This window comes from Pseudonocardia sp. EV170527-09, assembly GCF_008369905.1.
Taxonomy (GTDB): domain Bacteria; phylum Actinomycetota; class Actinomycetes; order Mycobacteriales; family Pseudonocardiaceae; genus Pseudonocardia.
Genome location: NZ_VRMC01000003.1, coordinates 53,557 through 79,959, shown reverse-complemented (window position 1 = coordinate 79,959; position 26,403 = coordinate 53,557). Strand labels below are relative to the sequence as shown.

The window sequence follows — 26,403 nt, the reverse complement described above, 5'->3', positions numbered from 1 at the left end:
AACCGATGACGGCTACGGTCGGGAGCGACATCGACGACGATGTCAGGCCCAGCTCCCGGAGGTGCGATGAGCTCGCCCACCACGACCCGACCGGCATCTGACGCGGCCCGCGTGGCACAGGCCGCCCGGGAGGTGGTCGAGGCCCACGACCCGCGGTCGGTGCCACGCGAGGAGCTGTTCGGCGCCCTCTACGACGCCGGCCTCGCCTGGGTGCACCACCCCGAGGGGCTCGGCGGGCTCGGTCTGTCCCGCGGGCTGCAGCCGGTGGTCGACCAGATCGTCACCGACGCCGGTGGCGAGCGGATGTTCGCGGTCAACCCGATCGGCTACGGCATGGGCGCGCCGACCGTCGTCGAGTACGGCGCGGACCGCGAGCAGGTCGCGGCGTGGCTCCGGCCGATGGCCACCGGCGAGGAGATCTGGTGCCAGCTGTTCAGCGAGCCCGGCGCCGGCTCCGACGTCGCGGGTCTGGCCACCTCCGCGGTCCGCGACGGCGACGAGTGGGTCGTCAACGGGCAGAAGGTCTGGACGACCCTGGCCCACGTCGCGCGGTGGGGGATGCTCGTCGCCCGCACCGATCCCGAGCAGCCCAAGCACCGCGGACTGACCTACTTCGTGATCGACATGGCGCAGCCGGGTGTCGACGTGCGCCCGCTGCGCCAGATGACCGGGCAGGCCGAGTTCAACGAGGTCCACCTGTCCGACGTGCGGGTCCTCGACGCGCACCGGCTCGGTGAGGTCGGCGCCGGCTGGAAGGTCGCGATCACCACCCTGATGAACGAGCGCACCGCCATCGGCGGGGTCACCGGGCGGCGCGGCAGCGGCGTCATCGGTGAGGCGCTCGGCCTGTGGCGGGCCCACCCCGACCGGCACACCCCGGTGCTGCGCGACCGGCTCGCGGCCCTGTGGACCCGCGCCGAGACCCACCGCCTCACCCTCGCCCGCGCGCGGCGCACCGCGAGCGCCGGACAGCCCGGCCCGGAGGGCTCGGTGTCCAAGCTGGTCGGCGCCGAGCTGAACCAGGACGTCTACGAGTTCTGCATGGACCTGCTCGGTCCGGACGCGCTGCTCTACGACGACTGGTCGATGGACCGCACCCGGGTGCACACCGACCCGAACTCCACGGTGCAGCAGCGCTTCCTGCGCTCGCGCGCGAACACCATCGAGGGCGGCACCTCGGAGGTCATGCGCAACATCCTCGGCGAACGCGTCCTCGGCCTGCCCGGCGAGCCCCGGTCGGACTCCGACCGCCCCTGGAAGGAGGTCCCCCGTGGCTGAGCAGGAACTCCGGGAGTTCGACGTCACCGACGAGCAGCGCGAGCTGCGCACGGCGCTGCACCGCTTCGCCGAGCGCCAGCACGACGAGGCCACCCTGCGCCGGCTCGTCGACACCGCCGACGGGTTCGACCGGGCACTCTGGAGCCGCCTGGGCACCGAGCTCGGCGCGCTGTCGCTGGCCGTCCCCGAGGACCTCGGCGGTGCCGGCGGGACCTGCGTGGACCAGGCCGTCGCGGCCGAGGAGCTCGGTGCGGCCCTGGTGACCGGACCACTGCTGGGCACCGTGGCACTCGCGGTCCCGGCGCTGGTCGCTGCCCCGGCGGGCGCCGAGCGTGACGCGCTGCTCGCCGCACTGGCCGACGGCTCGCGCACCGCGGCGCTGGTCGCCCGGCTCACCACCCCCTACGACGGCGCGTCCGCGGCCGGCGTCACCGCCGACGGTGACCGGTTCTCCGGCACGGTCTCCCACGTCCCGGACGCGGGCGCCGCGGACGTGCTGGTCGTTGCGGCAGCGGGGGTCGACGGCCCGGTGCTGGCCGTGGTCGACGCGAGCGCCGACGGGGTGCGAGTGCAACGGCGCGGCTCGTTCGACGTGACCCGCCCGGTCGCCCGGGTCGTCCTCGACGGCGCGACCGGCTCCGTGCTCGCCACCGGCGCGGACGCCGACGGCGCCCTGCGGCACGCCTTCCGCACCGCGGGGGCGCTGCTCGCCGCCGAACAGGCGGGCATCGCCCGCCGGCTGCTCGACCTGACCGTCGCCTACGCGAGGGAACGGCTGCAGTTCGGCAGGCCCATCGGGTCGTTCCAGGCGGTCAAGCACCGGTGCGCGGACATGCTCGTCGCCGTCGAGCAGGCCCGGACCGCGGCGCTGCACGCGGCCTGGGCGGTCGACGACCCGCGCATCGACGACGCCGACCTCGCGGTGTCGATCGCGCAGGCCACCTGTTCGGAGACGGCGTACCGGGTCGCCGCGGACGCGGTGCAGCTGCACGGCGGGATCGGGTTCACCTGGGAGCACGTCGCGCACCTGTACTACAAGCGCGCCGTCGCCGACGCGGCCCTGCTCGGGTCCGCCGAGGCCCACCGCGAGCGCATCGCCGCGCTGGTGCTCGACACCCTCGGCGACGACGTCCGCGAGCCCCGGGTGGCGACCGGCTGAGCGCCGGGGCCGGGTCAGACCTTGTTCAGACCCGGCTCCCGGTCCGGCACCACGAACGACGCCGCGGTGCGCACCGTGGCGCTCGGCTCGCTGACCCGGGACACGGTGCGGAAGTCCGCGCGCATCTGTGCGGGGGTGAAGGTCGCCAGCACGTAGCCGCGCCGGTCGAGCGACCACACCGAGCTGCCGCCACCGGACTTCGCGTCGCCGTCACCGTCGCCGCCGGAGGTCACCGAGGTGGTGACGAGCTCGGTGCCGGCGACCGTGTCGTCGTCGCCGGGGATCTCGTTGGCGTGGTGCACGTGCTCGTCCCCGGTGAGGACGACGGCGTTGCGCACGCCCGCCTCGGTCCAGCCGCGGACCACCCGTTCCCGGGAGCCGGTGAACTCCCCCCAGGTGCCGGACTTGCCGCCCCGACGCGGGGCGAAGAACACCTGTTGGGCCAGCACGTCCCAGCCGGCCGCGGAGTCCCGCAGGCCCCGCAGCAGCCAGCGTTCCTGGTCGGCGCCGAGCATCGAGCCACGCATCCGGTACTGGCGGGTGTCCAGGACGTGGAAGGTGGCGAGCGAGCCCCAGGACAGCCGCCGGTAGAGCTGGATGTCCGGGCCGTCGGGCACCGAGGCCCGGCGCAGCGGCATGTGCTCGTAGTAGGCCTGGGCCGCGGCCCGGCGCCGGTCGGTCGTCGCGCCGTCCCAGTCGTTGACGACCTCGTGGTCGTCCCACACGACCACCCACGGGGCGACGGCGTGCGCGGCGCGCAGGTCCTCGTCGGAGCGCTGGTGGGCGTGGGTACGCCGGTACCCGGCGAGGGTCGTCGGCTCCGGCGGTCCCGGGTCGCGGACCTCGCCCCGGTCGGTCTCGTAGAAGTAGTCGCCCAGGTGCAGGACGAGGTCGGGGGCGTCGGCGGCCAGCCCGCGGTAGGCGGTGAAGTGGCCCGCCCCGAACTTCGCGCACGACGCCGTCGCGATGGTCAGCGACGCCGCCGCGGCACCTGCGGCGGGCGCGGTACGGGTGCGGGCGGCGGGGGAGAGGTGTCCGCCGGTGCGGAACCGGTAGAAGTACTCGCGTCCCGGGGCGAGCCCCGCGGGCTCGGCGTGCACGCTGTGCGCGAGCTCGGGGGTGGCGGTCTCGGTGCCGCGCGACACGACCCGGGCGAAGCGCTCGTCCTCGGCGACCTCCCACTCGACCTCGACGGCCCGGTCGGGCATGCCGCCGCGGCCGTCCTCGGCGTCGGGCTCGGGGGCGAGGCGGGTCCACAGCACCATGCCGTCGGGCGACGGGTCGCCCGAGGCCACGCCGAGGGTGAACGGATCGGGCGTCGTCGCCTGTCGCAGCGCGCCGGCGAACCAGCGGGGCACGGCGGCGGGCTCGCCGCCGGTGGTGGCGGGCGCCAGTCCTGCGACCGCGGCGCCGAGGGTGCCGAGCAGCACGCTGCGGCGTGGCAGTGCGGTCACACGTCCTCCTGTGCGTGGTGGTCGGGAAGAACCGTCCATGTTCCGCCCCGGCGACCCCGACGACGGTGTGCACGCGCCGGGGCCGGTCTCACCGGACGAGTGAATCACCGCGCGCGCCCGGGCGCGGGCGTTCGGCCGGAACCGGCCGGGTGTGCCCCGCCCCACGGCACACGCGCACCGACGACCGAGTCTCAGTGCGCTGGATCACATCCGGTCTCACGTCGAACCTCCGCCCGGTGGATCACGAAGACAGTTCATCGGGATCGCGCGGTATCGAGGCTCGCGACCGCGGCGCCGTCGACGTCGCGGTGGGGATCGTGCCGCGTTTCCGGGGAGCAGTGTGCACCGCGGGTTCGCACGATCATGAGAAGTGACGATGTACGCGTCGGAATCGGTCAGCGACTCTGTGGTACGGCGATGAGACGGGGGACGTCGCATGCACGCTCGAACGGAACCGGGACGATGGTCGCCGACGGAACGTCCATCGTCATGTCCATCGTGACTGTCGACGAGTGCGACACCGCATTCGTCGTGGACCGGACCCGGATCGGGTCGAACTCGTTCCTGGACGACAGGATCCTCTGCACCGCGGACTCCCGGGTCGGCGACGTGCCCCTGATCGGCCGCGACGCCTTCCCGACCACGGGCGAGGACGTCCCGCCCGGCGCCCTCTGCCGAACGGAGAGTTCGCACGATGACCGGCACTCTCGCCGACCCCACCACCTCGACCACCCGTGAGCACTGGAGCCGGGTGCTGCTGACCGGCGGTGCCACCCCGAACCCGGCCTGGACGACCACGCCCCGGCCCGGGACCGCCGTGCACACCGAGCCGGTCCCGCGGGACGCGGTCGCCGCCGTCGCCGCGGGGTGCGGCGTCGAGCCCGGCGCCGTGCTGCTCGCTGCGCACGCCGCCGTCCTCGCGGCCCTGTCCGGCGACGCGGAGGTGGTCGCCGGGGTCCCGCCCCGTCCCGGTACGACGCCGCTGCCGGTGTGCCTGGACACGGCTCGCAGCTGGTCCGCTCTCGTCCTCGCGGCCGCCGAGGCACTGGCCGGGCTGCGCGCCCACTCCGACTCGGACCTGGGACGCCTCGCCGCCGAGCTCGGGACGGCGATGCCCTCGTTCGGCACCGTGCTCGATCCCGGCACGGACCTGCGCGGCACCGAGATCGCCCCCGGTGCGCTCGGCCGCACCGGCGACCGCGGTCCCGACACGGGCACCACCCTCGGCGACGGCCGGGCCGCGGGGCTGCACGTCTCGCTGTCCGGGTCGACGCTGCGCCTGACCTACCGTCTCGACCTGCTCGACGAGGGTGCGGCCGCCCGGATCGCCGGCTACCACGCCACGGCCGTGGCGCTCGCCGCCGCCGACCCCGGCGCGCCGGTGCGCCCGTCGGTGCTGGTCGAGCCGGCCGAACGCGAGGCCTGGCCTCGGTGACCTCGCCGGCCGGCCCCGTGACCTGCCCGTCGGTCGAGCCCGGTGCCCGGCGTGAAGGTCCACGTCCCCGACACCGTCACCCATGTCCTCGACCTGCCCGCTGGTTCGGTGGCCCCGGCCGCGCCCACGCACCCCACCGGTGCGGTGAGGGCCCGGACGGAGGTGCGAGTCACGCTCCGTCCCTCTGGCGCCGGGAAGAATGCCATGAACGGGCGTGTTGATCTCCACTGTGCGGGGGACGGGTGTGCGGCTGGTGAGCCGGCGGGTGATCGACCTGTGTCGTCGTCCCACCACGGGGTGTCGGCGCTGACCGCCGCCCACGCCCGTTCCGCATCTCCTGGGGGATCCCCGTGTCGTTCGTCGTCCGTGCCGCGCGCGCCTGGCAGCGCCCGCGTGTGTTCGCTCTGCTCACCGTCGCCGGGCTCGTGCTCGGCGCCCTGCTCGGGCTGACCGCCCGGGGCACCGGCTCGGAGGGGCTGGCGTCCACGCTGGACACCGTCGGCGGCCTGTTCACCGGGCTGCTCCAGTTCACCGTCGCGCCTCTGGTGTTCCTCGCGATCGTCGTCGGCATCGTCAGCCTGCGCGACCTCGGCGGCGGCCGCACCGCCGCCCGGCTCGGCGGCCGCACCGTCGCGTGGTTCGCCGGGACCTCCCTGGTCGCGGTGCTGATCGGCATTGCGATCGGCCTCGTCGGGCGGCCCGGGCAGGGCGTCACGATCGCCGCCGACCCGGCCGACGTCGAGGCGGTGGGCCGGAAGACGGCGGGATCGTGGGAGGCGCTGCTGTCGAACCTCGTCCCGGCCAACCCGGTCGCCGCGTTCGCCGCGGACGACGTGCTGCAGATCGTCGTCGCGGCGCTGCTGGTCGGCGCCGCCGCCTACGCACTGGGGGAGAAGGCCGAGCCGTTCGTCGCGTTCTCCCGCTCCGCCCTCGACATCGTCCTGACGATCATCCGCTGGATCGTCGTGCTCGCCCCGATCGGCGTGCTCGGCCTGATCGGCACCGCGTTCGCCACCTACGGCAGCGGTGTCGTCGCGTCACTGGCCGGTCTGATCGGCACCGTCTACCTCGGCTGCGCGATCGTCCTGTTCGGCGTCTACCCGCTGCTGCTGAAGGTCGTGGCCGGCATCGGCCCGCGCCGCTTCTTCGGCATCACCTGGCCGGTGCTGCAGTTCGCCTTCGTGTCCCGCTCGTCCGGGGCCGCGCTGCCGATGTCCCGGCAGGCCGCGATCGACCTGGGCGTGGACCGCAACTACGCCGGGTTCGCTGTCCCGCTGGCCACCACCACCAAGATGGACGGCTGTGCCGCCGTGTACCCGGCGCTCGCGACGATCTTCATCGCGCACGTCTCCGGGGTGCAGCTCGCGGCCTGGCAGTACCTGGTGATCGTCGCCGTCGCCGTGTTCGGGGCGCTGGCCACCGCCGGGACGACCGGCTGGTTCACCATGCTGACCCTGACCCTCGCCGCAGTCGGCATGCCACCCGCGGTGATCGCCGCCGGGATCGCGGTCGTGATCGGCATCGACCCGATCCTGGACATGATGCGCACCGCGACCAACGTCGCCGGGCAGATCACCGTGCCGACGCTCGTCGCAGCGCAGGAGGGCATCCTCGACCGCGGGGACACGACCGGCCCGGTCGACGCCGAGCCCGCCGAGCAGGACACGGCGAGCGCGCCACAGGAGGACGCGTCCGGCGCCGGACGCCCCACCTCGGTCTGACCGCCACCCCGGGGCCGGACCGCGTCCGTCGCACGGGCGGCGGGCCGTGGCGCGTCCCGGCCCTGGTCAGCGGGCTGCGTCGACGATGAAGGCGTGCGCGACCATCGTGCCGACCGGCCCCGTGAGCTGCCGGCCGACGTCCGCGCCCAGCTCGCCGAGGGTCCGCTCCCGCACGTCCCACCCCGCCGCGCGCAGCACCGACGCCGGCGCGGGGCGGCGCCGGGTGTCCCACAGCTGCGCGAGGTCGCTGCCCATCGACGGGGCCATCGCCCGGACCTCGTCGGTCTGCAGGTACTCGTCGGCGATGGCCAGGTCCACCGCCTCCAGTGCGACCCGGCTGCCCGGCGCGGACAGCTCGTCGACCCGGGCGAGCAGGTCCGCCTCCGCCTCCGGCGGCAGGTAGGGCAGCAGGCCCTCCACCAGCCACGCGGTGGGCCGGCCGGGGTCGAAACCGGACCCGCGCAGTGCGTCCGGCCAGTCGTCGCGCAGGTCGCAGGGCACGGCGACCTGTCGCGCCCGGGGAGCGGTGGCGCCGAGGACCCGCTGCTTGTGGGCCAGCACCTCGGGCTGGTCGATCTCGTACACCGTCGTGCCGTCCGGCCAGGCCAGCCGGTAGGAGCGCGCGTCGAGCCCGGCCGCCGGGACGACGACCTGCCGCACCCCGTCCGAGGCCGCCGCCAGCAGCGCCGCGTCGAGCACCCGGGTGCGGATCGCCATCATGTCGACCAGCGCCCGCCAGCCGACGCCGCCGTCGTCGGCACCGCGGGGGAGCGGGACCCCCGGCCCGGCGGCGTCGACGAGGGCGCGCGCGTACGGGTCGACCACCAGCGGGTCGGGGCGCTCGGCCTCGGCGGCGCGGGCCGCGGCGACGGCCAGCGCGGTCGCGCCGACGCTGCGGGTGACGTCCCACCCACCGGCGACGCTGTTGCCACCGGACGGGACGTTGCCGTGCGGTACTCCGGACATCGATCCTCCCCAGGACATGAGCAATGCTCACGATAATGGTGCGCCATGCAGGGCAGCGGCACACCGGGGCATGACCGGGATCACCCGTCCGGATCACGGGAACCCGGTGGGCGGCGCCCGGCGTTGATCCCCCGTGCATCTCCCGGCGCCCCGCAAGGTCTCTGTCGCCGTCGTCGCCGTCGTCCTGCGCGGGGCGGTCGTCGCCTGCGTGCTGGCGGCGCTGGTCGTGGTCGAACTGACCTCGCGCAGCGGCGTGGCCTGGCGTCTGACGACCTTCACCTGCCAGGTCAACCTGCTCGCCGCGGCCTTCTACCTCTGGACCCTGCTGGGCCGCCGGCACGACGCGCGGCCCGCGGTCCGTGGTGCGGTCGTGGTCTACCTGCTGGTCGCCGGCCTGGTCTGGCTGCTGTTCCTGTCCGGGCGCTCGACGGGCTTCACCCCGGCCAACGTGCTGTTGCACATCGTCGTGCCGGTGCTGGCGCTGGCCGACTGGGTCCTCGTCCGGCCCGCCCGCGGCGGGCTGCGCTGGTGGCACCCGCCGGTGTGGCTGCTGTTCCCGGCCGCGTACCTCGGGCTGGCGCTGGCCGTGCTCAACGGCGCCGGCCGGCGCGCGCCGTACTACTTCCTCGACCCGGACGCGGTCGGGGCGGGCGGGCTGGCCTGGAACGTCCTCAGGCTGGCGGCCGGATTCCTGGTCCTGGGCTACCTGGTCCTGCTGGCCGGGCGGACCGGGTCCCGCGTCCCCGGGCGGGCGGCCGGCGAGGTCGTCCCCGGGCGGGCGTGAGCGGCGTCGCACGGATCCGTGACAGTCAACACTGACTGTTTCCTGCTACCGTCGCAGTCGAGTCGACGGCCCCGACCCGGGTGCCGTCCACCGTCGCGAAGGAGCGAACACCGTGCGAGACGCAGTCATCGTCGAGGCCGTACGCAGCCCGGTCGGCAAGCGCAAGGGCGGTCTGGCGGACGTCCACCCCACGGACCTGTCCGCGCACGTCCTGCGCAGCCTGGTCGAGCGCTCGGGCGTGGACCCGGCGCAGATCGAGGACGTCCTGTGGGGCTGCGTCTCCCAGACGGGGGAGCAGACCTTCGACATCGCCCGCAACGCCGCGCTGGCCGCCGGGTTCCCCGAGACCGTCACCGGCGTGACCGTCGACCGCCAGTGCGGGTCCAGCCAGCAGTCGGTGCACTTCGCGGCCGCGGGCCTGATCGCCGGGCAGTACGACGTGGCCGTCGCCGGCGGTGTCGAGTCCATGACGCGGGTGCCGATGGGTTCCTCGCTGCAGGGTCAGGACCCGTTCGGCAGCGACTTCGCCGCCCGCTACGGGGTCGCCCCGAACCAGGGCGTCGGCGCGGAGATGATCGCCGAGAAGTGGGGCTTCTCCCGCACCCAGCTCGACGAGTTCGCGCTGCTGTCGCACGAGCGCGCCGCCGCCGCGCAGGACGACGGCCGGTTCGACGGTCAGCTCGCCCCGCTGGCCGGCGTCACCGCCGACGAGAGGGTCCGCCGCGGCGGGACCGTCGAGGGCCTCGCCCAGCTCAAGACGGTGTTCAAGGACGCCGACCAGGGCGGCGTCATCCACGCGGGCAACTCCTCGCAGATCTCCGACGGCTCCGCCGCGCTGCTCATGACCACCAGCGAGAAGGCCCGCGAGCTCGGCCTGACCCCGATCGCCCGCGTGCACACGGCGGTCCTCGCCGGCGCCGACCCGGTCATCATGCTGACCGCCCCGATCCCCGCGACGGAGAAGGCGCTGAAGCGCTCCGGTCTGTCGCTGGACGAGATCGGCGCGTTCGAGGTCAACGAGGCGTTCGCGCCGGTGCCGCTGGCCTGGCTGGCCGACATCGCGGGCACCACCGACACCGCGTCCGGTGTCGGCGAGCGGCTCAACCCCAACGGCGGCGCGATCGCGCTGGGCCACCCCCTCGGCGGCTCCGGCGCGCGGATCATGACCACCCTGGTCCACCACATGCGCGACAACGGCATCCGCTACGGCCTGCAGACCATGTGCGAGGGCGGCGGCCAGGCCAACGCCACCATCCTCGAACTCCTCTGACACCCGCTCCCCACCCGGAAGGAAACAGACAGAACATGGACATCAACGGTTCCGTCGCCGTCGTCACCGGCGGTGCGTCCGGCCTGGGCCTGGCCACCACGGAGAAGTTCGTGGAGCTCGGCGCCAAGGTCCTGATCATCGACCTGCCGTCGTCACAGGGCGAGGCCGTCGCCGACAAGCTGGGGGACAACGTCCGCTTCGTCGCCGCCGACGTCACGAACGAGGAGCAGGTCTCGGCCGCCCTCGACGCCGCCGAGGAGCTCGGCACCGTCCGCGTCGCGGTCAACTGCGCCGGCATCGGCAACGGCATCAAGACCTTCGGCAAGACCGGCCCGTTCCCGCTGGCCGACTTCACCAAGGTCATCAACGTCAACCTGATCGGCACGTTCAACGTGATCCGGCTGGCGGCCGAGCGCATCGCCAAGTCCGACCACGTCGACGGCGACCGCGGCGTCATCATCAACACCGCCTCGGTGGCGGCGTTCGAGGGCCAGATCGGCCAGGCCGCCTACTCGGCGTCCAAGGGCGGCATCGTCGGCATGACCCTGCCGATCGCCCGTGACCTGGCGAGCATCGGCATCCGGGTCAACACCATCGCCCCCGGCCTGTTCGAGACGCCGCTGCTCGCCGGCCTGCCCGAGGACGTCAAGACCTCGCTGGGCAAGCAGGTGCCGCACCCGTCGCGGCTGGGGCAGCCCGCGGAGTACGGCAAGCTCGCCGCCCACATCGTGGAGAACCCGATGCTCAACGGCGAGACGATCCGTCTCGACGGCGCGATCCGCATGCAGCCCCGCTAGTCCCCCTGCCGGTACCCCCCAGAGAGGAGGCGGCGCCGTGAAGCGCACGCTCTACGAGTCCGACCACGAGGACTTCCGCGAGGCCTTCCGGGCCTTCGTCGAGAAGGAGATCGCCCCGCACGAGGCGCAGTGGGAGCGCGACGGCGTCGTCTCCCGGGAGCTGTTCACCACCGCCGGCGCCAACGGGTTCCTGGGCATGGACGCGCCCGAGGAGTTCGGCGGCGGCGGTGTGCGGGACTTCCGGTTCAACGCGATCGTCTCCGAGGAGGTGCTGCGCGTCGGTGCGGCCGGTTCCGGGCTGGGCCTGACCCTGCACAACGACATCGTGCTGCCCTACCTGCTCGCCTACACCACCGACGAGCAGAAGCAGCGGTGGCTGCCGGGCGTCGTGGCGGGGGAGAAGATCCTCGCCATCGCGATGACCGAGCCGGGCATCGGCTCGGACCTGGCGTCGATGTCGACGACCGCCATCCGCGACGGCGACCACTACGTCGTCAACGGCGCGAAGACCTTCATCACCAACGGGATCAACGCCGACCTCGTCGTCGTCGCGGTGAAGACCGACCCGTCGCAGAAGCACAAGGGCATGAGCCTGCTGGTGCTCGAGCGCGGGATGGAGGGCTTCGAGCGCGGCCGCAACCTCGACAAGCTGGGCATGCACGCCCAGGACACCGCCGAGCTGTCCTTCACCGACGTGAAGGTGCCGGTGGAGAACCTGCTCGGGCCCGAGGAGGGCAAGGGCTTCGTCCAGCTGGTCGAGAAGCTGCCCCAGGAACGTCTGTCGATCGCCGTCGCCGGGGTGGCCGCGGCCCGGACGGTGCTGACGAACACCCTGGAGTACGTCAAGGAGCGCAAGGCGTTCGGGTCCCCGGTCGGCTCGTTCCAGAACTCGAAGTTCGCGCTGGCCGAGATGGACACCGAGATCGACCTCGCCGAGCACTACGTCGACGACTGCGTGCGGGCGCTGAACGCGGGCGAGCTGACCGCCGTCGACGCGTCGAAGGCGAAGTACTGGTGCACCGAGCTGCAGGGTCGGGTCGCCGACCGCTGCCTGCAGCTGCACGGCGGCTACGGCTACATGAGCGAGTACCCGGTCTCCAAGGCCTACGCCGACGCCCGCATCACCCGGATCTACGGCGGCACCACCGAGATCATGAAGGAGGTGATCGGCCGGGGTCTGGGACTCTGAGCCGATGACCGACAGGCGATCATGAGCACATCATGAACACCGAACACCCTCCGGCGGTCAGGAGCCGGGCGCAGCGGTCGGAGGACAGCCGCGCCCGGATCCTGGACGCCGCCGTGGCCTGCCTCATCGACGGCGGCTACTCGGGCTCCACGACCCTGACCATCCAGTCGGCCGCCGACGTGTCGCGCGGCCGGCTGCTGCACCACTTCCCCAGCCGGGACCGGTTGCTGGTCGCGGCCGCGCAGCATCTGGCGGTGAAGCGCGTCGCCGACACCGAGGAACGCGTGCGACGGGTGGTCGAGGCCGACCCGGTCGGCTCGTTCGAGCGGGCCGACCGGGTCATCGAGCTGTTGTGGGAGAGCTTCTCCGAGCCGCACTTCTGGGCGGCGGTGGAGCTCTGGACCGCGGCCCGGTCCAACGCGGAGATCGCCGAGGCGCTGCGCCCCGAGGAGAAGCGCCTCGGTGCGGCGATCCGGGCGTCGATGGCCCGCATGTTCGGCGACGAGCTCGCCGGCCGCCCGCGGTTCAAGCAGCTGCGCGACCTGCTGCTCACCTCGATGCGCGGCACGTCGCTGACCTACACCTTCGACCCGCGCGACCCGGGCAGCGACCCGATGCTGCCCCAGTGGAAGGACCTGGCGCGGGTGCTGCTCGGGCCGTGACCCGGCCCCTCCGGTGCCGGAGTTCTCAGGTGCCGTAGCTCAGCCCGAACGGCGGCGTCGCACCCTCGGGAACGACGGGCGGCGCCGGCGGCCGCACCGCGACCCGGTCGCGGCCCGCGTGCTTCGCCTCGTAGAGCGCGGCGTCCGCGGCGGCCAGCAGCCCGTCGAGGTCCGTGCCGTGGTCCGGCGTCGTCGCGACGCCGACCGACACCGACAGCCCGGTGACCCGGCCCGCGGTGGCCGTGTCGACCTCCAGCGCGCGCACGCCCCGACGGATCCGCTCGGCGACCTCACGGGCCCGGTCGTCCAGGGTGTCGTCGGCGCGCATCCCGCCGAGCGTGACCACGAACTCCTCGCCGCCGAACCGGCCGGCCAGGTCCTCGTCGCGCACCTCGGTGGTGAGGACGTCGGCCACGGCCTGGAGCACGTCGTCGCCCGCCAGGTGGCCGTACCGGTCGTTGACCGCCTTGAAGTGGTCGAGGTCGAGGATCAGCACCGCGCCGGCGCGGTCGGTGCGCGTGTCGCGCTCCAGCATCTGGCGGCTGCGCCAGCGCCATGCCGCCGGGTTGAGGAGCCCGGTCTTGGCGTCGGTGTCGACCTGTGCCTCGAGCTGACGCACCAGGGTCGTCTGTTCGACGACGAGCAGCGGCAGCACCGCGAGCAGCGCGAACCAGGGGGAGGTGTTGGCGAGCACGACGGCGACCAGCCCGCCGATCGACAGCGTCGCCAGCTCCAACCCGATGTCACCGCCCCACAGGATCGCGAGGAACCGCGACCCCGGTGCGGTCAGCCGCAGCACCGACACGACCAGCAGCGTGTTCACCGTCGTGTAGGCGATCAGCGCGCCCAGCACCAGCGCCGCGTTCTGCGGGGTCGCCGGCGCCCCGCCCCAGCCGCCGACCAGCACGAGCAGTCCCGCGACGGTGTGCACGGCGAGCAGGACGGTGGCGGCGCTGTAGACCTGGCGGTGCGGCGGCGTGCCGCTCGGGCGCACCACCCGCAGGTACAGGTGGACGTAGATGACGGCGACGACGGCCGTCGCGAGCACCGGCGGCAGCAGCAGCGCGGCCGCGAAGGTCCAGACCGAGGTCATGTTGATGTAGCGGGTCTCGGCGATCCGTCGCCGCAGGCGTTCGGCGTTGACCGACAGCTCGGTGTGCACCGCGGCCACCAGCATCAGCAGCCCGCAGAGCAGCGCGTCGGTCCGCGTCGGCGCGGCGCCGGTCAGCACGCCTGCGACGACGGCGGCCACCGCCGCGGACTCGACGGCCAGGACCAGCAGCAGCGGGCGCACCGGCAGGCCGAGCAGCGACCGGGCGTCCGGCACACGACGGCGACGCCGTGCCGGGCGCGGTGCCACCGGGCCAGAGGTCACGTCGCCTGCCTGTTCGTCGGGTGCGTTCAGGGGTATCGGGTCGAGGCTACGCGGGAGTAAGGCAAGCGGTTGCCGTACGTGTCGCAGCGGCCCGAGTCCGCGCCGAGCGGCCCGGAACCGACGACGAACGCCTCAGGATTGCGTTAAACCGTGACGGAGCGTTGTCCATCGCTTACTCTGGACCTGTCATCACTCGATCGTGGAGCGTGCCGTGCGTCCTGACGTGCGGAACGTAACGGCGTCCGTTCCGGGGCGGTGAGAAGTACTCCGGTCGAGGGGAGAGTGCTCGTGCGCAACTGGGACTGGTGAACCGTCATCGGCGCCGCGCGGGACGCTCGGTCGTCCCGCGCGGCGCCGCCGTTCGTGGTCGCCGGCCGTGTCGGGCCGGAGTGCCTGTCCCTGTCTCTGTCGTCAGAACCGGTGACGCACGGGCGGGGCATGCGACACCCTCGTCCGGCGGTGTGTGCGTGCCGGCGCCCCATAGTCTGAACGGGTGACACGTTCGTCACTCCACTGCCCCGACCAGCGCAGACGAGCCGTTGCGGCCGGGTTCCGACGATCACCCCCTAGGCGGGACGTCCACCTTCGTGTTGCAGTTAGCCTCGCCTTATCTGAGGCGTGCCGAAGCAACGAAAGGACCGTGATGGCGAACCCCGCGAACGCGAACCCCCACTCCGCCCCGGAGGTACTCGACGTAGTGGGGGTCGGGTTCGGGCCGTCGAACCTCGGCATCGCGATCGCCCTGCTGGAGCACAACGGGGCGGCCCCGGCCGACGCGCGGGTGACCGCCCGGTTCGTCGAGCGCCAGGAGCGGTTCGGCTGGCACCGCGGGATGCTGCTCGAGGACGCGACCATGCAGGTGTCCTACCTCAAGGACCTCGTGACGTTGCGGAACCCGAACAGCGGCTTCTCCTTCCTGTCCTACCTGCACGACCGCGGCCGGCTCGCCGACTTCATCAACTACGGCTCGTCGTTCCCCACCCGCCGAGAGTTCCACGACTACCTGGAGTGGGCCGCCGCACGGGTCGGCGAGGTCAGCGACGCCGCGGGCTCCCCGGTGACCGTCGACTACGGCAGCGAGGTCGTCGAGATCGAGCCCGTGCCCGGCGACGGGGTGGTCGACCTCCTCGACGTCGTGGTGCGCACCGGCGAACGGGTGGAGCGGCTGCGGACCCGCAACGTCGTGCTCGCCTGCGGGCTCACCCCGGTCCTCCCGCGCGGGATCACCGCCGGCGGACGCATCTGGCACAACCGCGACCTGCTCTTCCGCACCCGCGAGCTCGCCGGCGCCTCGCCCGCGCGGTTCGCCGTCGTCGGGGCCGGGCAGAGCGCGGCGGAGACCGTGGAGCACCTGCACCGCACCTTCCCGACCGCCGAGGTGCACGCGGTGTTCGCCCGCTACGGCTACAGCCCCGCCGACGACACGTCCTTCGCCAACCGGATCTTCGACCCGGCCGCCGTCGACGACTTCTACACCGCCCCGGACGAGGTCAAGGACCGCATCCTCGGCTACCACGCCAACACCAACTACTCCGTGGTCGACCCCGAGCTGATCGAGGGCCTGTACCGCACGCACTACCACGAGCGGGTCGCCGGCCGGGAGCGGCTGCGCTTCCGCAACGTCTCCCGGGTGGCCGACGTCGTCGACGTCGGGGACCGGGTGGAGCTGGCGATCGAGTCGCTCATCGACGGCGAGCGCGAGGTCATCACCGCCGACGCCGTGGTCTACGCGACCGGGTACCGGTCGGCCGACCCGCTGTGGCTGCTCGACGCCGGCCTGCAGCAGGCCTGCGGGCGCGACGGACAGGGCCGGCTCGACGTGCAGCGCGACTACCGCGTCCGCACCGGTGCGCTCCCCGGCGGCGGAGCGGTCCGGGCCGGCGTCTACCTGCAGGGTCCGACCGAGCACACGCACGGCATCACCTCGACCCTGCTGTCCAACATCGCCGTGCGGTCCGGAGAGATCGTCGCCTCGCTCGTCCGGGGAACGGCGGTCGCCTCCCCGGAGGCGAGCGGGCGCGACACCGCCACCGTCTGAGCGCCCCACCACGTCCCCGCACCGGAGGAGAACCATGTCCACCAACCCCTTCGACGACGAGAACGGCACCTTCCGGGTCCTCGTGAACGACGAGGGTCAGCACTCGCTGTGGCCGGACTTCGCCGAGGTCCCGGCGGGCTGGACCTCGGTCCACGGGCCGGCCGACCGGACCTCGTGCCTGGACTACGTCGAACGGAACTGGACCGACCTGCGACCGCGCAGCCTGCGCGAACGCACCGACGCCTGATCCGGTGCGCCGCCTGATCCGGGGCGCCGCGCCACTCAGCCGAGATCGGGTGCCTGGTCGGGCCGTAGGCCCGACCAGGCACCCCACAGCCGGGCGTAGGTGCCCCCGGCGGCCACCAGCTCGTCGTGGCGGCCCTGCTCGATGACCCGGCCGTCCTCGAGGACGACGACCCGGTCGGCGGTGGCCGCCTGGGTCAGGCGGTGCGCGACGACCACCGTCGTGCGCCCGCGAGCCGCGGCGAGCGCCGCGTCCTCCAGTGCCCGGGCCCCGGAGCTGCCCGCCTCCGCGGTGGCCTCGTCGAGGATCACGACCGGCCGGTCGGCGAGCACGAGCCGGGCCAGCGCGAGCTGCTGGGACTGCACGACGTCCAGCTCGTGCGCGCCGTTCCCGACCGGGGTCGCCAGGCCCTCGGGCAGCGCCTCGGTCCAGGCCAGCGCCCCGACGGTGTCGAGCGCGGCGCGCAGCTGCGCGTCGTCGGCGTCCGGGGCGGCCAGGCGCAGGTCCTCGGCCAGCGTCCCGGCGAACACGTGCACCTCCTGGGTCACCAGCGCGACGGTGTCCCGGCGGACGGTCGGGCCCTGCTCGTCGAGCCCGGCGCCGCCGATCTCGATCCGGCCGGACGACGGCCGGTGCAGCCCCACCACCAGCTTCGCCAGGGTGGACTTGCCCGCTCCGCTCGCGCCCACCAGGGCGACCCGCGTGCCCGGCTCGACGTCGAGGTCCACCCCGCGCAGCGACGGGTGTCCGTCGACGTAGGCGTGGGTCAGGCCGCGGGCGCGGACGCGGGAGCCGTCCGGCCGGGCGGGCTCGGCGGGATCGGGCTCGGGGGTGAGGTCGGCGACCCCGACGATCCGGCGCAGCCCGGCGATCGCGGACTGGGCGACGTCGAGCTGGAACAGCACCACGTTGACCGGGCCGAACAGGTTGATGAAGTAGAGCGCCGCCGCGCTGGCCGTGCCGATCGTGGCCTCGCCGGAGGTCACCAGCCAGAAGCCGGCGACCAGGACACCGGTCACACCCAGGTACTCCGCCGCGTTGAGCCGGCCGAAGAACCGGGTCTGCAGCCGGATCACCCGCATCGCGAGGCCGACGACGGCGTCGGCGCGTTCGGCGACCCGGTCCCGGTGCTGGTCGTGCAGGCGGAACGCCCGCACGGTCGACACCCCCGCGGCGGTGTCGAGCAGCTGCTGCTGCTGGTCGCCGTAGGCGATCCGCTGTGCCGCGTAGATCGGGCCGGACCGGGTGAGGAACCAGCGTGCGGTCCAGGCCTGGATCGGGACGGCGAGCAGCGCGCCGAGGAGCAGCCGCCAGTCCAGCGCGAGCAGCGCGACGAGGGTCAGGCCGATCAGCAGCGCGGAGCGGGCGAACTCGGGCAGCGCCTCGCGCACGGCCTCGGCGACGACGCTGACGTCGTCGGTGACCCGCGAGGTCAGGTCCCCGGACCCGGCCTGTTCCAGCTGCTCCAGGTCCAGGTGCAGTGCCCGGTCGACGAACCGTTCGCGCAGCCCGGCCAGCGCCGTCTCCCCGGCGCGGGCGACCAGCGCGACGCCGAGCATCGCGAGCACGCCCTGCCCGACCGCGACCCCGACCAGGCCGAGCACCGGGGCGGTGACGGCGTCGGCGCCGCGGCCGTCGGCGACCAGGTCGACGATCCGGCCGAGCAGTGGTGCCGTGAGCAGGCTGACCGCGGCGGCCCCGACGAGCGTCACGAGCCCGAGCAGCGCGGTGCCGCGCTGGGGCCGCAGCAGCTCGCCGAGGACGGCCCGCATCCGTGCCCCGTCGGCGACGGGCAGGCGGGTGGTCATCCGGTCACCAGCTTCCGGTAGTCGGGGTCGGCCATGAGCTCGCTGTGCGTCCCGTCCGCGGCGATCCGGCCGCCGCGCAGGACGACGGTCCGGTCGGCGACGGCCAGCAGCGCCGGGCTGGTGGTGACGACGACCGTGGTCCGGCCGCGGCGCAACGCGCGCAGCCCGTCGGCGATCGTGGCCTCGGTGACGGCGTCGACCGCGGTGGTCGGGTCGTGCAGCACGAGCACCGGGGGGTCGGCGGCGAGGGCCCGGGCGAGGGCGATCCGCTGCCGCTGACCCCCGGACAGCGAGCTGCCCCGGGCGGCGACCGCGGTGTCCGCCCCGTCGGGGAGGACCTCCGCGGCCTGGTCGGCGCGGGCCGCGGCCATCGCCGGCGCCGGGTCGGTCCCGGGCGCACACCCGGCGAGGACGTTGTCGCGCACGGTGCCGGCGAACAGGTGTGCGTCGTGCGCGGCGACGAGCACACCGGCGCGGGCGTCGGTGCACTCCAGCGTGGTGAGGTCGGTCCCGCCGACCTCGACCCGGCCGTCGGCGGGGTCGGTCTCGCGGCCCAGCAGCCGGACCAGCCCGAGTGCGGTCGCCGCGTCGTCGGTGACCACGCCCAGCATGGTTCCCGGTGCGACGTCGAGATCCACGCCGGACAGGCCCACGGTGCGGACCCCGCGCAGGGTCAGCCCGCCGTCCCCGGCCGCAGCGGCGCTCCCGGAGCCGGACCCGGGCCGGGCGGTGACGGCGTGCTCGCTGCCGAGCAGCGTCGCGATCCGGCCGGCGGACGCGCGGCCCTGGGCGAGCTGGCGGCTCACCGCGCCGAACACCTCGAGCGGGCCCACCAGGAACTGGGCGAGGCCGACGGCGGCGACGAGGCCGCCGATGCTGAGCTGGCCGTCGGCGGCGAGCCGCCCGCCGACCAGCGCGATGAGGGCGAGGAACAGCCCGTTGACCAGCTGGACCGAACCGAGGAAGCCGGCCTCGGCCCGGGTGGCGAACAGGGTCGCGCCCAGCGCCTCCCGGCTGACCCGGCGGTAGCGACGCTGGGCGGCCGGCTCGACCCCGAGCCCCTTCAGCACACGGACGCCGTCGATCAGGTCGGCCGCGACCCCGGAGGCCGCGGCCGCCCGCTCCTGTTCGGCGTGGCTGCGCCGCTCCAGCGGGGTGCCGATCCGCTGGATCGCCCACAGCAGCGGCGGGGAGCCCAGCAGGATGAGCAGCCCCAGCGGCAGCGAGATGGTGAGCAGCGAGATCGCCGCGACGACGACCGCCGTCACCGCGGCCAGCCCGAGCGGGAGCATGAAGCTGACCACGGCCACACGTTTCGCGTCGGACACCGCGATCGAGGCCAGCTCACCGGGCAGCCGTCCGGCCTCGGCGCCGCCGCGGGGGTCGAGCAGCCGCCCGGCCACCTGCAGCCGCAGCCGGGCGTCGCCGCGCACGTCGGCCGACCAGGCGTGCCGAGCGCCGAAGCGGTAGCAGGTGGACAGGAACAGGAAGTCCAGTCCGAGGGCCAGCAACCAGCCGGTGAGGGCGACGGGGTCGCCGGCCGCGATCCCGCGGTCGATCACCACCCCGACGAGGACGGGGACGAGTGCCTCACCCGCCTGGTGGCCGCAGAACAGCGCCGACGCCGCGGCGAGCCGTCCACGGAAGGCCCCCAGCGACCCCCGCAACACGGACCGGCCGGACTCCGCCTGGCGGGTGGGAACGTCCATTGTGTCAGGATAGCCTTGCCAACATCGACGCCCGACGCGGTCGGCGGCGGCCTCAGTTCCCCGGTGCCTGCCCCTTCAGCGCCGCGTCGAGCTGCGGCACCACGGTGTCGAGCGCGTAGGGCAGCGACAGCGGGCTGGAGTAGCCCAGTGCGGCGGCGAACTCGGTCTCGAACGGCCCGAGGTAGGCCACCCGGCCCTGCTGCACCGCCGGGATCGCCCGGAACACGGGGTCGGCCTCGGACTCGGCGCGCGAGCGGCCCAGCACCACGAGCAGATCGCTGTCGAGGTCGCCCTGGCGCTCCAGCGAGAGGGTCTGCGAGTCCGGCCGGACGGCGAAACCGAGGCCGGCGAAGATCTGGGCGCGCAGGTCGTCGGTGCCCATGTCGTAGGGGACACCCTCGATGAAGAAGTCCATCTTCAGGTTCTTGCCCGCGAAGTCGGGGTGGGCCGCCTTGGCCTCGTCGAACTTCGCGCGGGTCGCGGCGATGACCTGCTCGGCCTGCTCGGTGTGGCCGGTGGCCTGCCCGGTGATGCGGGTCTGCTCCTCCCAGCCTGCGGGGTTCGTGCCGTCGGGGGTGCCCTGGGCGACGGTCGGCGCGATCTGTGACAACGCGGTGTAGGTCGCCTGGTTCATGAAGGAGTAGACGCCGAGGATCAGGTCGGGCTTCAGCGCGGCGACCTGCTCGATCGGGATCTCGGCTCCGGTCAGCAGCTGTGGCTGCGTCCCGCCGAGGGCCTCCTGCGCCCAGGGACGCTGCGCGTAGTCGTAGTCGCCGATGTTCTCGCGGACCCCGACCGGCTTCACCCCGACGGCCAGTGCGAAGTCGGCGTCGTTGAAGCCGACGGTGACCACCCGCTGCGGTGCGTCCGGGATCGTCGTCTCGCCGAAGGCGTGCTTCAGCGTGACCGGGAAGGCTCCGGCGGCCTCGCCGGTGGGGGCGGGCTGCGCGGTGTCGCCGGTGCCCCCGGACGCACAGCCGGCCAGTGCCAGCAGCAGGACCACGCACGCGGCGAGCGCACGGAGCAGGGATCGGGGCATGGGGGCGGTCCTTTCGACGGGACCCGTGCGGGCGGGTGCACCGGGCGCCGGGAGATCAGGTCAGTACACCCTTCCGGGTGGACAGGTGAACCTTACCCGCGGCGGTCACGATCGGACGGACAGGACATCCCAGACGACGTCGAGGTGCGCGCGACCGGTGGTGACCCCGCCGAAGGCGACCCGCACCACCGGGTGCCCGTCGACCTCGGTGCCGGTGAGCAGCACCCGCCCGTCGGCGTTGGCCCGCTCCAGCAGCGCGGTGGTCGCCGCGTCGCCGGAGCGCGAGCGCAGGCAGACCAGCGACAGCACCGGTGCGCACGCCAGCTCCAGGTCGTCGTGACCGCGGACCCGCTCGGCCAGCTCGGCGGCGAGGTCCACGTGCCCGCGCAGGTGCGACCGCAGCCCGGACAGTCCCTGCCCGTGGAGCACCGCCCACAGCTTCAGTGCCCGGAACCGCCGCCCGAGCGGGACCTGCCAGTCCCGGAAGTCCACGACGGCGCCGGAGTCGGAGTGCGCGTCGCGCAGGTAGGCCGGAGTGATCGACAGCGCGGCCGGCAGCGCGAGGGCGTCGCGCACCCACAGCAGCGAGGCGTCGAACGCGGTGAGCAGCCACTTGTGGGCGTCGGTGCAGAAGGAGTCGACGCCGGGCCCCGGGCCCGGGTTCACGCCGTCGAGCACCCAGCGGTGCTCCGGGCAGAGCGCCGCGACGCCGGCCCACGCGGCGTCGACGTGCACCCACACCCCGTGCGGCCGCGCCGCCGTGACCAGCGCCGCGACCGGGTCGCTCGACCCGGTCGAGGTCGTCCCGACCGTCGCGCACACCAGCACCGGGACCAGCCCGGCGGCGACGTCGGTGGCCAGGGTGTCGGCCAGCGCGGCCGGGTCCATCGCCCGGGAGCCCGGGGTGCACGGGACCGTCCGCAGCCCGTCGGAGCCGAGCCCGGCCACCCGCACCGCCTTGGCCAGCGACGAGTGCGTCTCGGCGGTGACGTAGACGCGCTCCCGCCCGGTCACCCCGCGCGCCCGCCAGCCGGAACCCGGGTCCGGCGAGGCCCGGTGCAGTGCGGCGGTGAGCGCGACCAGCGCCGCCGAGGACGCCGAGTCCTGGATCGAGCCGCCCCCGCCGCCGTCGTGGGTGAACGACTCGTCCAGCCCGAGCGCCCTGGCCAGCTGGTCGGTGACCGCCTGCTCCACCTCGGTGCAGGCCGGCGAGGTGGACCAGAGCATCCCCTGGGTCCCGGCGCCGCCGGAGAGCAGCTCGCCGAGCAGCGAGGTCAGCGAGGCGTTCGCCGGGAAGTAGGCGTGGAAGCCGGGGTGCTGCCAGCGGGTGTCGGCGTCGCCGGTGACGGCCTCGACCAGCGACGGGAACGCGGCGAGCGGCTCGGGGTCCTCGTTCGCCTCGCGGGGGAAGCGGGCCCGCACGGTGCCGGGCTCCACGACGTCGCGGACCGGGTGACGCTCGATCCCGGCGCGGGCGTCGGCGACGGCATCGACGAACAGGTGGCCGAGGGCGCGGAACTCGTCCGGGGTGAGGTCGGGCACGCGGCCCGACGCTACCCGGCCACCGAGGCGTGCTCGTGGTCGTGCAGGTCGTCGAGGTCCCAGGCGGGCAGCGGGTCGTCCAGGTCGCGCCAGGAGTCGGGCCCGGCGAGCAGCTCGTCGTCGGTGAGCAGGGCCGGGTCGAGGCGGGCGGTGACGGCGTCGCGGGTCAGGCCGAGCCCGATGAAGACGATCTCCTGCCCGCGTGGCCCGTCGAACGACGACCACGGCGCGGCCGGGTCCAGCGCCATGTTCGGCCCGGCCTGCGACCACAGGCCCGCGACGTCGGGCCGGGTCGCCAGCCAGCAGAAGCCCTTGCTGCGCAGCAGGCCGGGCCACTCGCCGAGCGCGTCGAGCAGCTGTGCCGGGTGGAACGGGCGCGCCGCCCGCCAGGTGACGCTCGCGATCCCGTACTCCTCGGTCTCGGGGGTGTGCGAGCCGCTGAGCTCCTGGGCCCAGCCCGGTGTCGCCGAGGCCGCCGCCGGGTCGTAGCGACGGGTGTCGAGCAGGTCGGTGACCGGGAGGTCCCCGCGCACGGCGCGCACGATGCGGGCGCCCGGGTTCATCCGCGACAGCAGTGCCTCGATCCGGCCCAGCGCGTGCGGCGCGACGAGGTCGGTCTTGTTCAGCACCAGCAGGTCGGCGAACTCGACCTGGTCGGCGAGCAGGTCCGACAGCGTCCGCTCGTCGCCCTCGGCGGCCTGCAGCTCCCGGTCGGCGAGCGAGTCCTCGCTGGTCAGCAGGTGCTCGAAGGTGGCGGCGTCGACGACGGTGACCATGGTGTCGAGCCGCGCCACGTCCGAGAGCGCGGTGCCGTCGTCGAAGGTCCACTCGAACGTCGCCGCCACCGGCATCGGCTCGGAGATCCCGGTCGACTCGACGACGATGTGCTCGTAGCGCCCCTCGGCCGCCAGCTCGCCGACCGTGGTCAGCAGGTCCTCGCGCAGCGTGCAGCAGATGCAGCCGTTGGTGAGCTCGACCAGCTTCTCCTGGCTGCGGTGCAGGTCGACGAGCGCGCCGTCGATGTTCACCTCGCTCATGTCGTTGACGACGACGGCGATCCGCCTGCCCTCCCGGTTCGCGAGCAGGTGCTCCAGCAGCGTCGTCTTCCCCGCGCCGAGGAAGCCGGACAGGATCGTGACGGAACGCGACGGTCGGCCATAACGATGATGATAACGATAGTCGATTAGGCAGGTGTAGGCTGCCTCCGTGCGTTCCTCCCGTCTCGGCTGGTGGTGGCTGCTCCCCGCAGCCGCGTAGACGCACATCACCGTCACCCCGGGCTGCCCGAGCAGCCCGGCGGAACCCGGTGTGTCTCGTGCAGCTCCCCGTTCCCAGGAGCTGATCATGGATTCCCTCGCTGCCACCGTCGCCCGGATGCCCGCGCTGCGTGCCGCCGTCGCCGCCGACCCGTCGTCGCACCGGGTGCTGACCGGGGAGCGGCCGACCGGCCCGCTGCACCTGGGCACCTGGTGGGCACGATCTCCGAACGCGTCCGGCTGCAACGGTCCGGTGTGGACGTGCTGGTGATCCTGGCCGACTACCAGGTGATCACCGACCGCGACGTCGCCGACCGGCTGGCCGACCACGTGCGCGGCGCGGTGCTCGACCAGCTCGCCGCCGGGCTCGACCCGGACCGCACCACGGTGTTCACCCACTCCGCGGTGCCTGCGCTGAACCAGCTGATGCTGCCGTTCCTGTCGCTGGTCACCGAGGCCGAGCTGCACCGCAACCCGACGGTGAAGGCCGAGCACGCGGCGTCCGGGCGCGCGTTGTCGGGGCTGCTGCTGACCTACCCCGTGCACCAGGCCGCGGACATCCTGTCCTGCCGTGCCGACCTCGTACCGGTGGGGAAGGACCAGCTCCCGCACATCGAGCTGACCCGGGTGCTGGCGCGGCGCTTCGACGAGCGCTACGGCCCGGTGTTCACCCCGCCCGAGCCGATGCTGACCGACACCCCGGAGCTGCCCGGCCTCGACGGGCACAAGATGTCCAAGTCCCGCGGCAACGCCGTCCCGCTCGGCGCGACCGCCGACGAGACGGCGGCGATCGTGCGCCGCGCCCGCACGGATTCCGAGCGGCGGATCACCGTGGACCCCGAGGGGCGACCCGGGGTGTACGGGCTGCTCACGACCGCGGCGCTGTGTCTGGGGCGCGACCCGCACGAGCTGGCCGCGACCCTCGACGGGGCCGCCGCGCTCAAGCGCCTCACCGCCGACGCGGTCAACGACCATCTCGCCGGGCACCGCACGCGGCGCGCCGAGCTGGCCCGCGACCCCGGGCTGGTCGACGACGTGCTGGCCCGCGGCAACGCGCGTGCGAACGAGCTGGCCGAGGAGACCCTCGACGCGGTCCGCGCGGCCATGGGGATGCGCTACGACCGGGTCAGGACGCGGTCCGCCGGGTGACGGTGTCCCGGATCTGCGGCAGCAGGTGCTCGCCCGCGGCCAGCAGGTCCGGGAGCCGGTCGGGCTCGCCGAGCAGCGCCCGGAAGGCGTCGGCGACGGTGACGCCGTGCCCGGGCCGGTGCTCGACGGTCACGGTGTCCCCGGCGCTGATCTCGCCGGGGGACAGGACCCGCAGATAGGCGCCGGGGCGGGCGGCCGCGGTGAACCGCTTCACCCAGCCCGCCCGCTCCAGGTGCGCGGCGAAGGTGCGGCACGGGATGCGCGGTGCGGTCACGGCCAGCAGCACCCCGCCGACCCGCCACTGCTCGCCCAGCTCGGCGCCGCACACGTCGACACCGCGGGTGGTCAGGTTCTCCCCGAACATCCCCGCCCGCAGCGGCCCGAGCTCGGCGGCGAAGAACTCCAGGTCCTCCCGGGCGTAGGCGTAGACGGCCTGGTCCGGGCCGCCGTGGTGGTCGGCGTCGCAGATCGTGTCGCCGGCCAGCCCGCTCGCCGCCGCCGCCGGGACCGCCACCCGGACCGGTCCGGCCACCGGCCGCTTGTCGATCCCCGAGGCTCCCGCCTTCGCGAGGATCGGGCGGGACACCCCGGTGTTCACCGATTCCACGACGCTCACGGGGCCGACGGTAGGCGAGCCCCCGCCGCCGTCGCGACCGGGTTGGCGACCTGGGTCGGCGACCGGGCTACTGCGCGGGCGCGGAGACCGAGTCCAGCGCGCCGTGGTCGCGGCGCAGCTCGGTCTTGAGCACCTTGCCCGTCGGGTTGCGCGGCAGCGCGTCGACGACGGCGATCCGCGTCGGGCGCTTGTAGCGGGCCAGCCGGTCGGCGCACCACGCGACGACGGCGTCGAGGTCCGGCGGTGCGGTGGGGTCGGCGGGCACGACCACCGCCAGCGGTGTCTCGCCCCAGCGTGGGTCGGGCACCCCGATGACCGCGACGTCGGCGATGCCCGGGTGCGCCGCCAGCACGTCCTCCACCTCGGCGCTGTAGACGTTCTCACCACCCGAGATGATCATGTCCTTGGCGCGGTCCACGACGTACAGGTAGCCGTCGGGGTCCTCACGGACCAGATCGCCGGAGTGGAACCAGCCGCCGCGGAACGCCTCGGCCGTCGCGTCCGGACGCCCCCAGTACTCCCGCATCACCGTCGGTCCGCGGTAGACGATCTCGCCGACCTCGCCGCGCGGCACGTCGTTCATCTCCGGGTCGACCACGCGCACCTCGACGCCGACCATCGGTGTCCCCACCGAGCCGATCTTGCGGACCGAGTCCTCGCCGCGTAGCACGCACGTGATCGGGCTGCACTCGGTCTGGCCGAACGCGGTCACCACGGTGGCCTGCGGGAAGGCGTCGATCATCGTGCGGATCAGCGTCGTCGACGCCGGTGCCGCACCCCAGCTGATCCGGCGCAGCGCCGACAGGTCCCGCTCGGCGAGGCCGGGCACTGCGCAGATCGCCTGCCACTGTGCCGGGACGAAGAAGCACGACGACACCTTCTCCCGTTCCAGGGTGTCGACCGTCGCGACCG

The 26,403-nt window shown here is 74.0% G+C and carries 22 protein-coding genes and 1 pseudogene; 13 read left to right on the top strand and 10 right to left on the bottom strand.

Going from position 1 to position 26,403, the window contains the following annotated elements:
* Nucleotides 1–66: 66 nt before the first annotated feature.
* Both FVA95_RS01640 and FVA95_RS01635 read left to right on the top strand, forming a co-directional pair.
* Nucleotides 67–1,278: an acyl-CoA dehydrogenase family protein gene (locus FVA95_RS01640; RefSeq protein WP_161992159.1), complete on the top strand. Its 1,212-nt coding sequence runs from the start codon at nt 67–69 to the stop codon at nt 1,276–1,278.
* Nucleotides 1,271–2,437, top strand: coding sequence for an acyl-CoA dehydrogenase family protein (locus FVA95_RS01635; RefSeq protein ID WP_149662615.1), 1,167 nt, complete (start codon nt 1,271–1,273; stop codon nt 2,435–2,437). Before FVA95_RS01640 ends, FVA95_RS01635 begins: the two co-directional genes overlap by 8 nt.
* Nucleotides 2,438–2,451: 14 nt before the next feature.
* Here the strand turns inward: FVA95_RS01635 and FVA95_RS01630 are convergent, their stop codons facing one another.
* Complete coding sequence (locus FVA95_RS01630; protein WP_149662614.1) at nt 2,452–3,930, bottom strand: alkaline phosphatase; 1,479 nt, start codon at nt 3,928–3,930, stop codon at nt 2,452–2,454.
* 450 nt (nt 3,931–4,380) lie between these two features.
* On the opposite strand from FVA95_RS01630, the gene FVA95_RS01625 reads away from it, so the two are divergent.
* The 3 genes from FVA95_RS01625 to FVA95_RS01615 all read left to right on the top strand — a co-directional run bounded on the left by FVA95_RS01625 (nt 4,381) and on the right by FVA95_RS01615 (nt 7,047).
* The gene (locus tag FVA95_RS01625) at nt 4,381–4,629 is read left to right on the top strand and encodes a hypothetical protein (RefSeq protein WP_149662613.1); all 249 of its coding nucleotides are present in this window, start codon (nt 4,381–4,383) and stop codon (nt 4,627–4,629) included.
* Nucleotides 4,586–5,326: a hypothetical protein gene (locus tag FVA95_RS01620; protein ID WP_149662612.1), complete on the top strand. Its 741-nt coding sequence runs from the start codon at nt 4,586–4,588 to the stop codon at nt 5,324–5,326. The genes FVA95_RS01625 and FVA95_RS01620 overlap by 44 nt, the downstream gene beginning before the upstream one ends.
* Nucleotides 5,327–5,676: 350 nt before the next feature.
* Nucleotides 5,677–7,047, top strand: a complete 1,371-nt coding sequence (locus tag FVA95_RS01615) for a dicarboxylate/amino acid:cation symporter (RefSeq protein WP_149662611.1) — start codon at nt 5,677–5,679, stop codon at nt 7,045–7,047.
* A gap of 66 nt (nt 7,048–7,113) precedes the next feature.
* On the opposite strand, the gene FVA95_RS01610 is transcribed toward FVA95_RS01615, so the two are convergent.
* On the bottom strand, nt 7,114–8,013 hold the full coding sequence (locus tag FVA95_RS01610; RefSeq protein ID WP_161992158.1) for an SAM-dependent methyltransferase: 900 nt from the start codon (nt 8,011–8,013) through the stop codon (nt 7,114–7,116).
* A gap of 133 nt (nt 8,014–8,146) precedes the next feature.
* On the opposite strand from FVA95_RS01610, the gene FVA95_RS01605 reads away from it, so the two are divergent.
* The 5 genes from FVA95_RS01605 to FVA95_RS01585 all read left to right on the top strand — a co-directional run bounded on the left by FVA95_RS01605 (nt 8,147) and on the right by FVA95_RS01585 (nt 12,715).
* Complete coding sequence (locus FVA95_RS01605; RefSeq protein ID WP_167306408.1) at nt 8,147–8,797, top strand: Pr6Pr family membrane protein; 651 nt, start codon at nt 8,147–8,149, stop codon at nt 8,795–8,797.
* 112 nt (nt 8,798–8,909) lie between these two features.
* A complete protein-coding gene (locus FVA95_RS01600; protein ID WP_149662609.1) occupies nt 8,910–10,067 on the top strand; it encodes an acetyl-CoA C-acyltransferase in 1,158 nt (385 codons plus the stop codon).
* A gap of 35 nt (nt 10,068–10,102) precedes the next feature.
* Complete coding sequence (locus FVA95_RS01595; protein WP_020625371.1) at nt 10,103–10,864, top strand: 3-hydroxyacyl-CoA dehydrogenase; 762 nt, start codon at nt 10,103–10,105, stop codon at nt 10,862–10,864.
* A 37-nt stretch (nt 10,865–10,901) separates the two neighbouring features.
* Nucleotides 10,902–12,053, top strand: a complete 1,152-nt coding sequence (locus tag FVA95_RS01590; RefSeq protein WP_020625370.1) for an acyl-CoA dehydrogenase family protein — start codon at nt 10,902–10,904, stop codon at nt 12,051–12,053.
* A 32-nt stretch (nt 12,054–12,085) separates the two neighbouring features.
* Nucleotides 12,086–12,715 carry a TetR/AcrR family transcriptional regulator gene (locus FVA95_RS01585; protein WP_149662608.1) on the top strand — a complete coding sequence of 210 codons (630 nt, stop codon included), beginning with the start codon at nt 12,086–12,088 and terminating at the stop codon, nt 12,713–12,715.
* 25 nt (nt 12,716–12,740) lie between these two features.
* Here the strand turns inward: FVA95_RS01585 and FVA95_RS01580 are convergent, their stop codons facing one another.
* A complete protein-coding gene (locus FVA95_RS01580; protein ID WP_240051200.1) occupies nt 12,741–14,090 on the bottom strand; it encodes a GGDEF domain-containing protein in 1,350 nt (449 codons plus the stop codon).
* 643 nt (nt 14,091–14,733) lie between these two features.
* Between FVA95_RS01580 and FVA95_RS01575 the strand changes: the two genes are divergently transcribed.
* Together FVA95_RS01575 and FVA95_RS01570 are read left to right on the top strand one after the other, a co-directional pair.
* Entirely contained in the window at nt 14,734–16,128 is a 1,395-nt protein-coding gene (locus FVA95_RS01575) for a lysine N(6)-hydroxylase/L-ornithine N(5)-oxygenase family protein (RefSeq protein ID WP_149662607.1), read from the top strand.
* A 34-nt stretch (nt 16,129–16,162) separates the two neighbouring features.
* Complete coding sequence (locus FVA95_RS01570; RefSeq protein ID WP_020625570.1) at nt 16,163–16,375, top strand: MbtH family protein; 213 nt, start codon at nt 16,163–16,165, stop codon at nt 16,373–16,375.
* 35 nt (nt 16,376–16,410) lie between these two features.
* Here the strand turns inward: FVA95_RS01570 and FVA95_RS01565 are convergent, their stop codons facing one another.
* The 5 genes from FVA95_RS01565 to FVA95_RS01545 all read right to left on the bottom strand — a co-directional run bounded on the left by FVA95_RS01565 (nt 16,411) and on the right by FVA95_RS01545 (nt 23,816).
* Nucleotides 16,411–18,180, bottom strand: coding sequence for an ABC transporter ATP-binding protein (locus FVA95_RS01565; protein ID WP_149662606.1), 1,770 nt, complete (start codon nt 18,178–18,180; stop codon nt 16,411–16,413).
* Nucleotides 18,177–19,889, bottom strand: coding sequence for an ABC transporter ATP-binding protein (locus tag FVA95_RS01560; protein WP_149662605.1), 1,713 nt, complete (start codon nt 19,887–19,889; stop codon nt 18,177–18,179). Before FVA95_RS01560 ends, FVA95_RS01565 begins: the two co-directional genes overlap by 4 nt.
* A gap of 52 nt (nt 19,890–19,941) precedes the next feature.
* Nucleotides 19,942–20,928 carry an ABC transporter substrate-binding protein gene (locus FVA95_RS01555; protein ID WP_149662604.1) on the bottom strand — a complete coding sequence of 329 codons (987 nt, stop codon included), beginning with the start codon at nt 20,926–20,928 and terminating at the stop codon, nt 19,942–19,944.
* A gap of 105 nt (nt 20,929–21,033) precedes the next feature.
* Complete coding sequence (locus FVA95_RS01550) at nt 21,034–22,470, bottom strand: pyridoxal-dependent decarboxylase (RefSeq protein WP_149662603.1); 1,437 nt, start codon at nt 22,468–22,470, stop codon at nt 21,034–21,036.
* A gap of 11 nt (nt 22,471–22,481) precedes the next feature.
* Nucleotides 22,482–23,816: a GTP-binding protein gene (locus FVA95_RS01545; protein ID WP_240051199.1), complete on the bottom strand. Its 1,335-nt coding sequence runs from the start codon at nt 23,814–23,816 to the stop codon at nt 22,482–22,484.
* Here FVA95_RS01545 and trpS point away from each other — a divergent pair.
* Nucleotides 23,815–24,875: pseudogene (gene trpS / locus FVA95_RS01540) on the top strand (tryptophan--tRNA ligase). The gene FVA95_RS01545 and the pseudogene trpS sit on opposite strands and share 2 nt — an antisense overlap.
* Here the strand turns inward: trpS and FVA95_RS01535 are convergent.
* The gene (locus FVA95_RS01535; RefSeq protein ID WP_205015738.1) at nt 24,853–25,491 is read right to left on the bottom strand and encodes an MOSC domain-containing protein; all 639 of its coding nucleotides are present in this window, start codon (nt 25,489–25,491) and stop codon (nt 24,853–24,855) included. The pseudogene trpS and the gene FVA95_RS01535 overlap by 23 nt on opposite strands.
* 67 nt (nt 25,492–25,558) lie before the next feature.
* Nucleotides 25,559–26,368: an AMP-binding protein gene (locus FVA95_RS33785; protein WP_368667284.1), complete on the bottom strand. Its 810-nt coding sequence runs from the start codon at nt 26,366–26,368 to the stop codon at nt 25,559–25,561.
* Nucleotides 26,369–26,403: the final 35 nt, after the last annotated feature.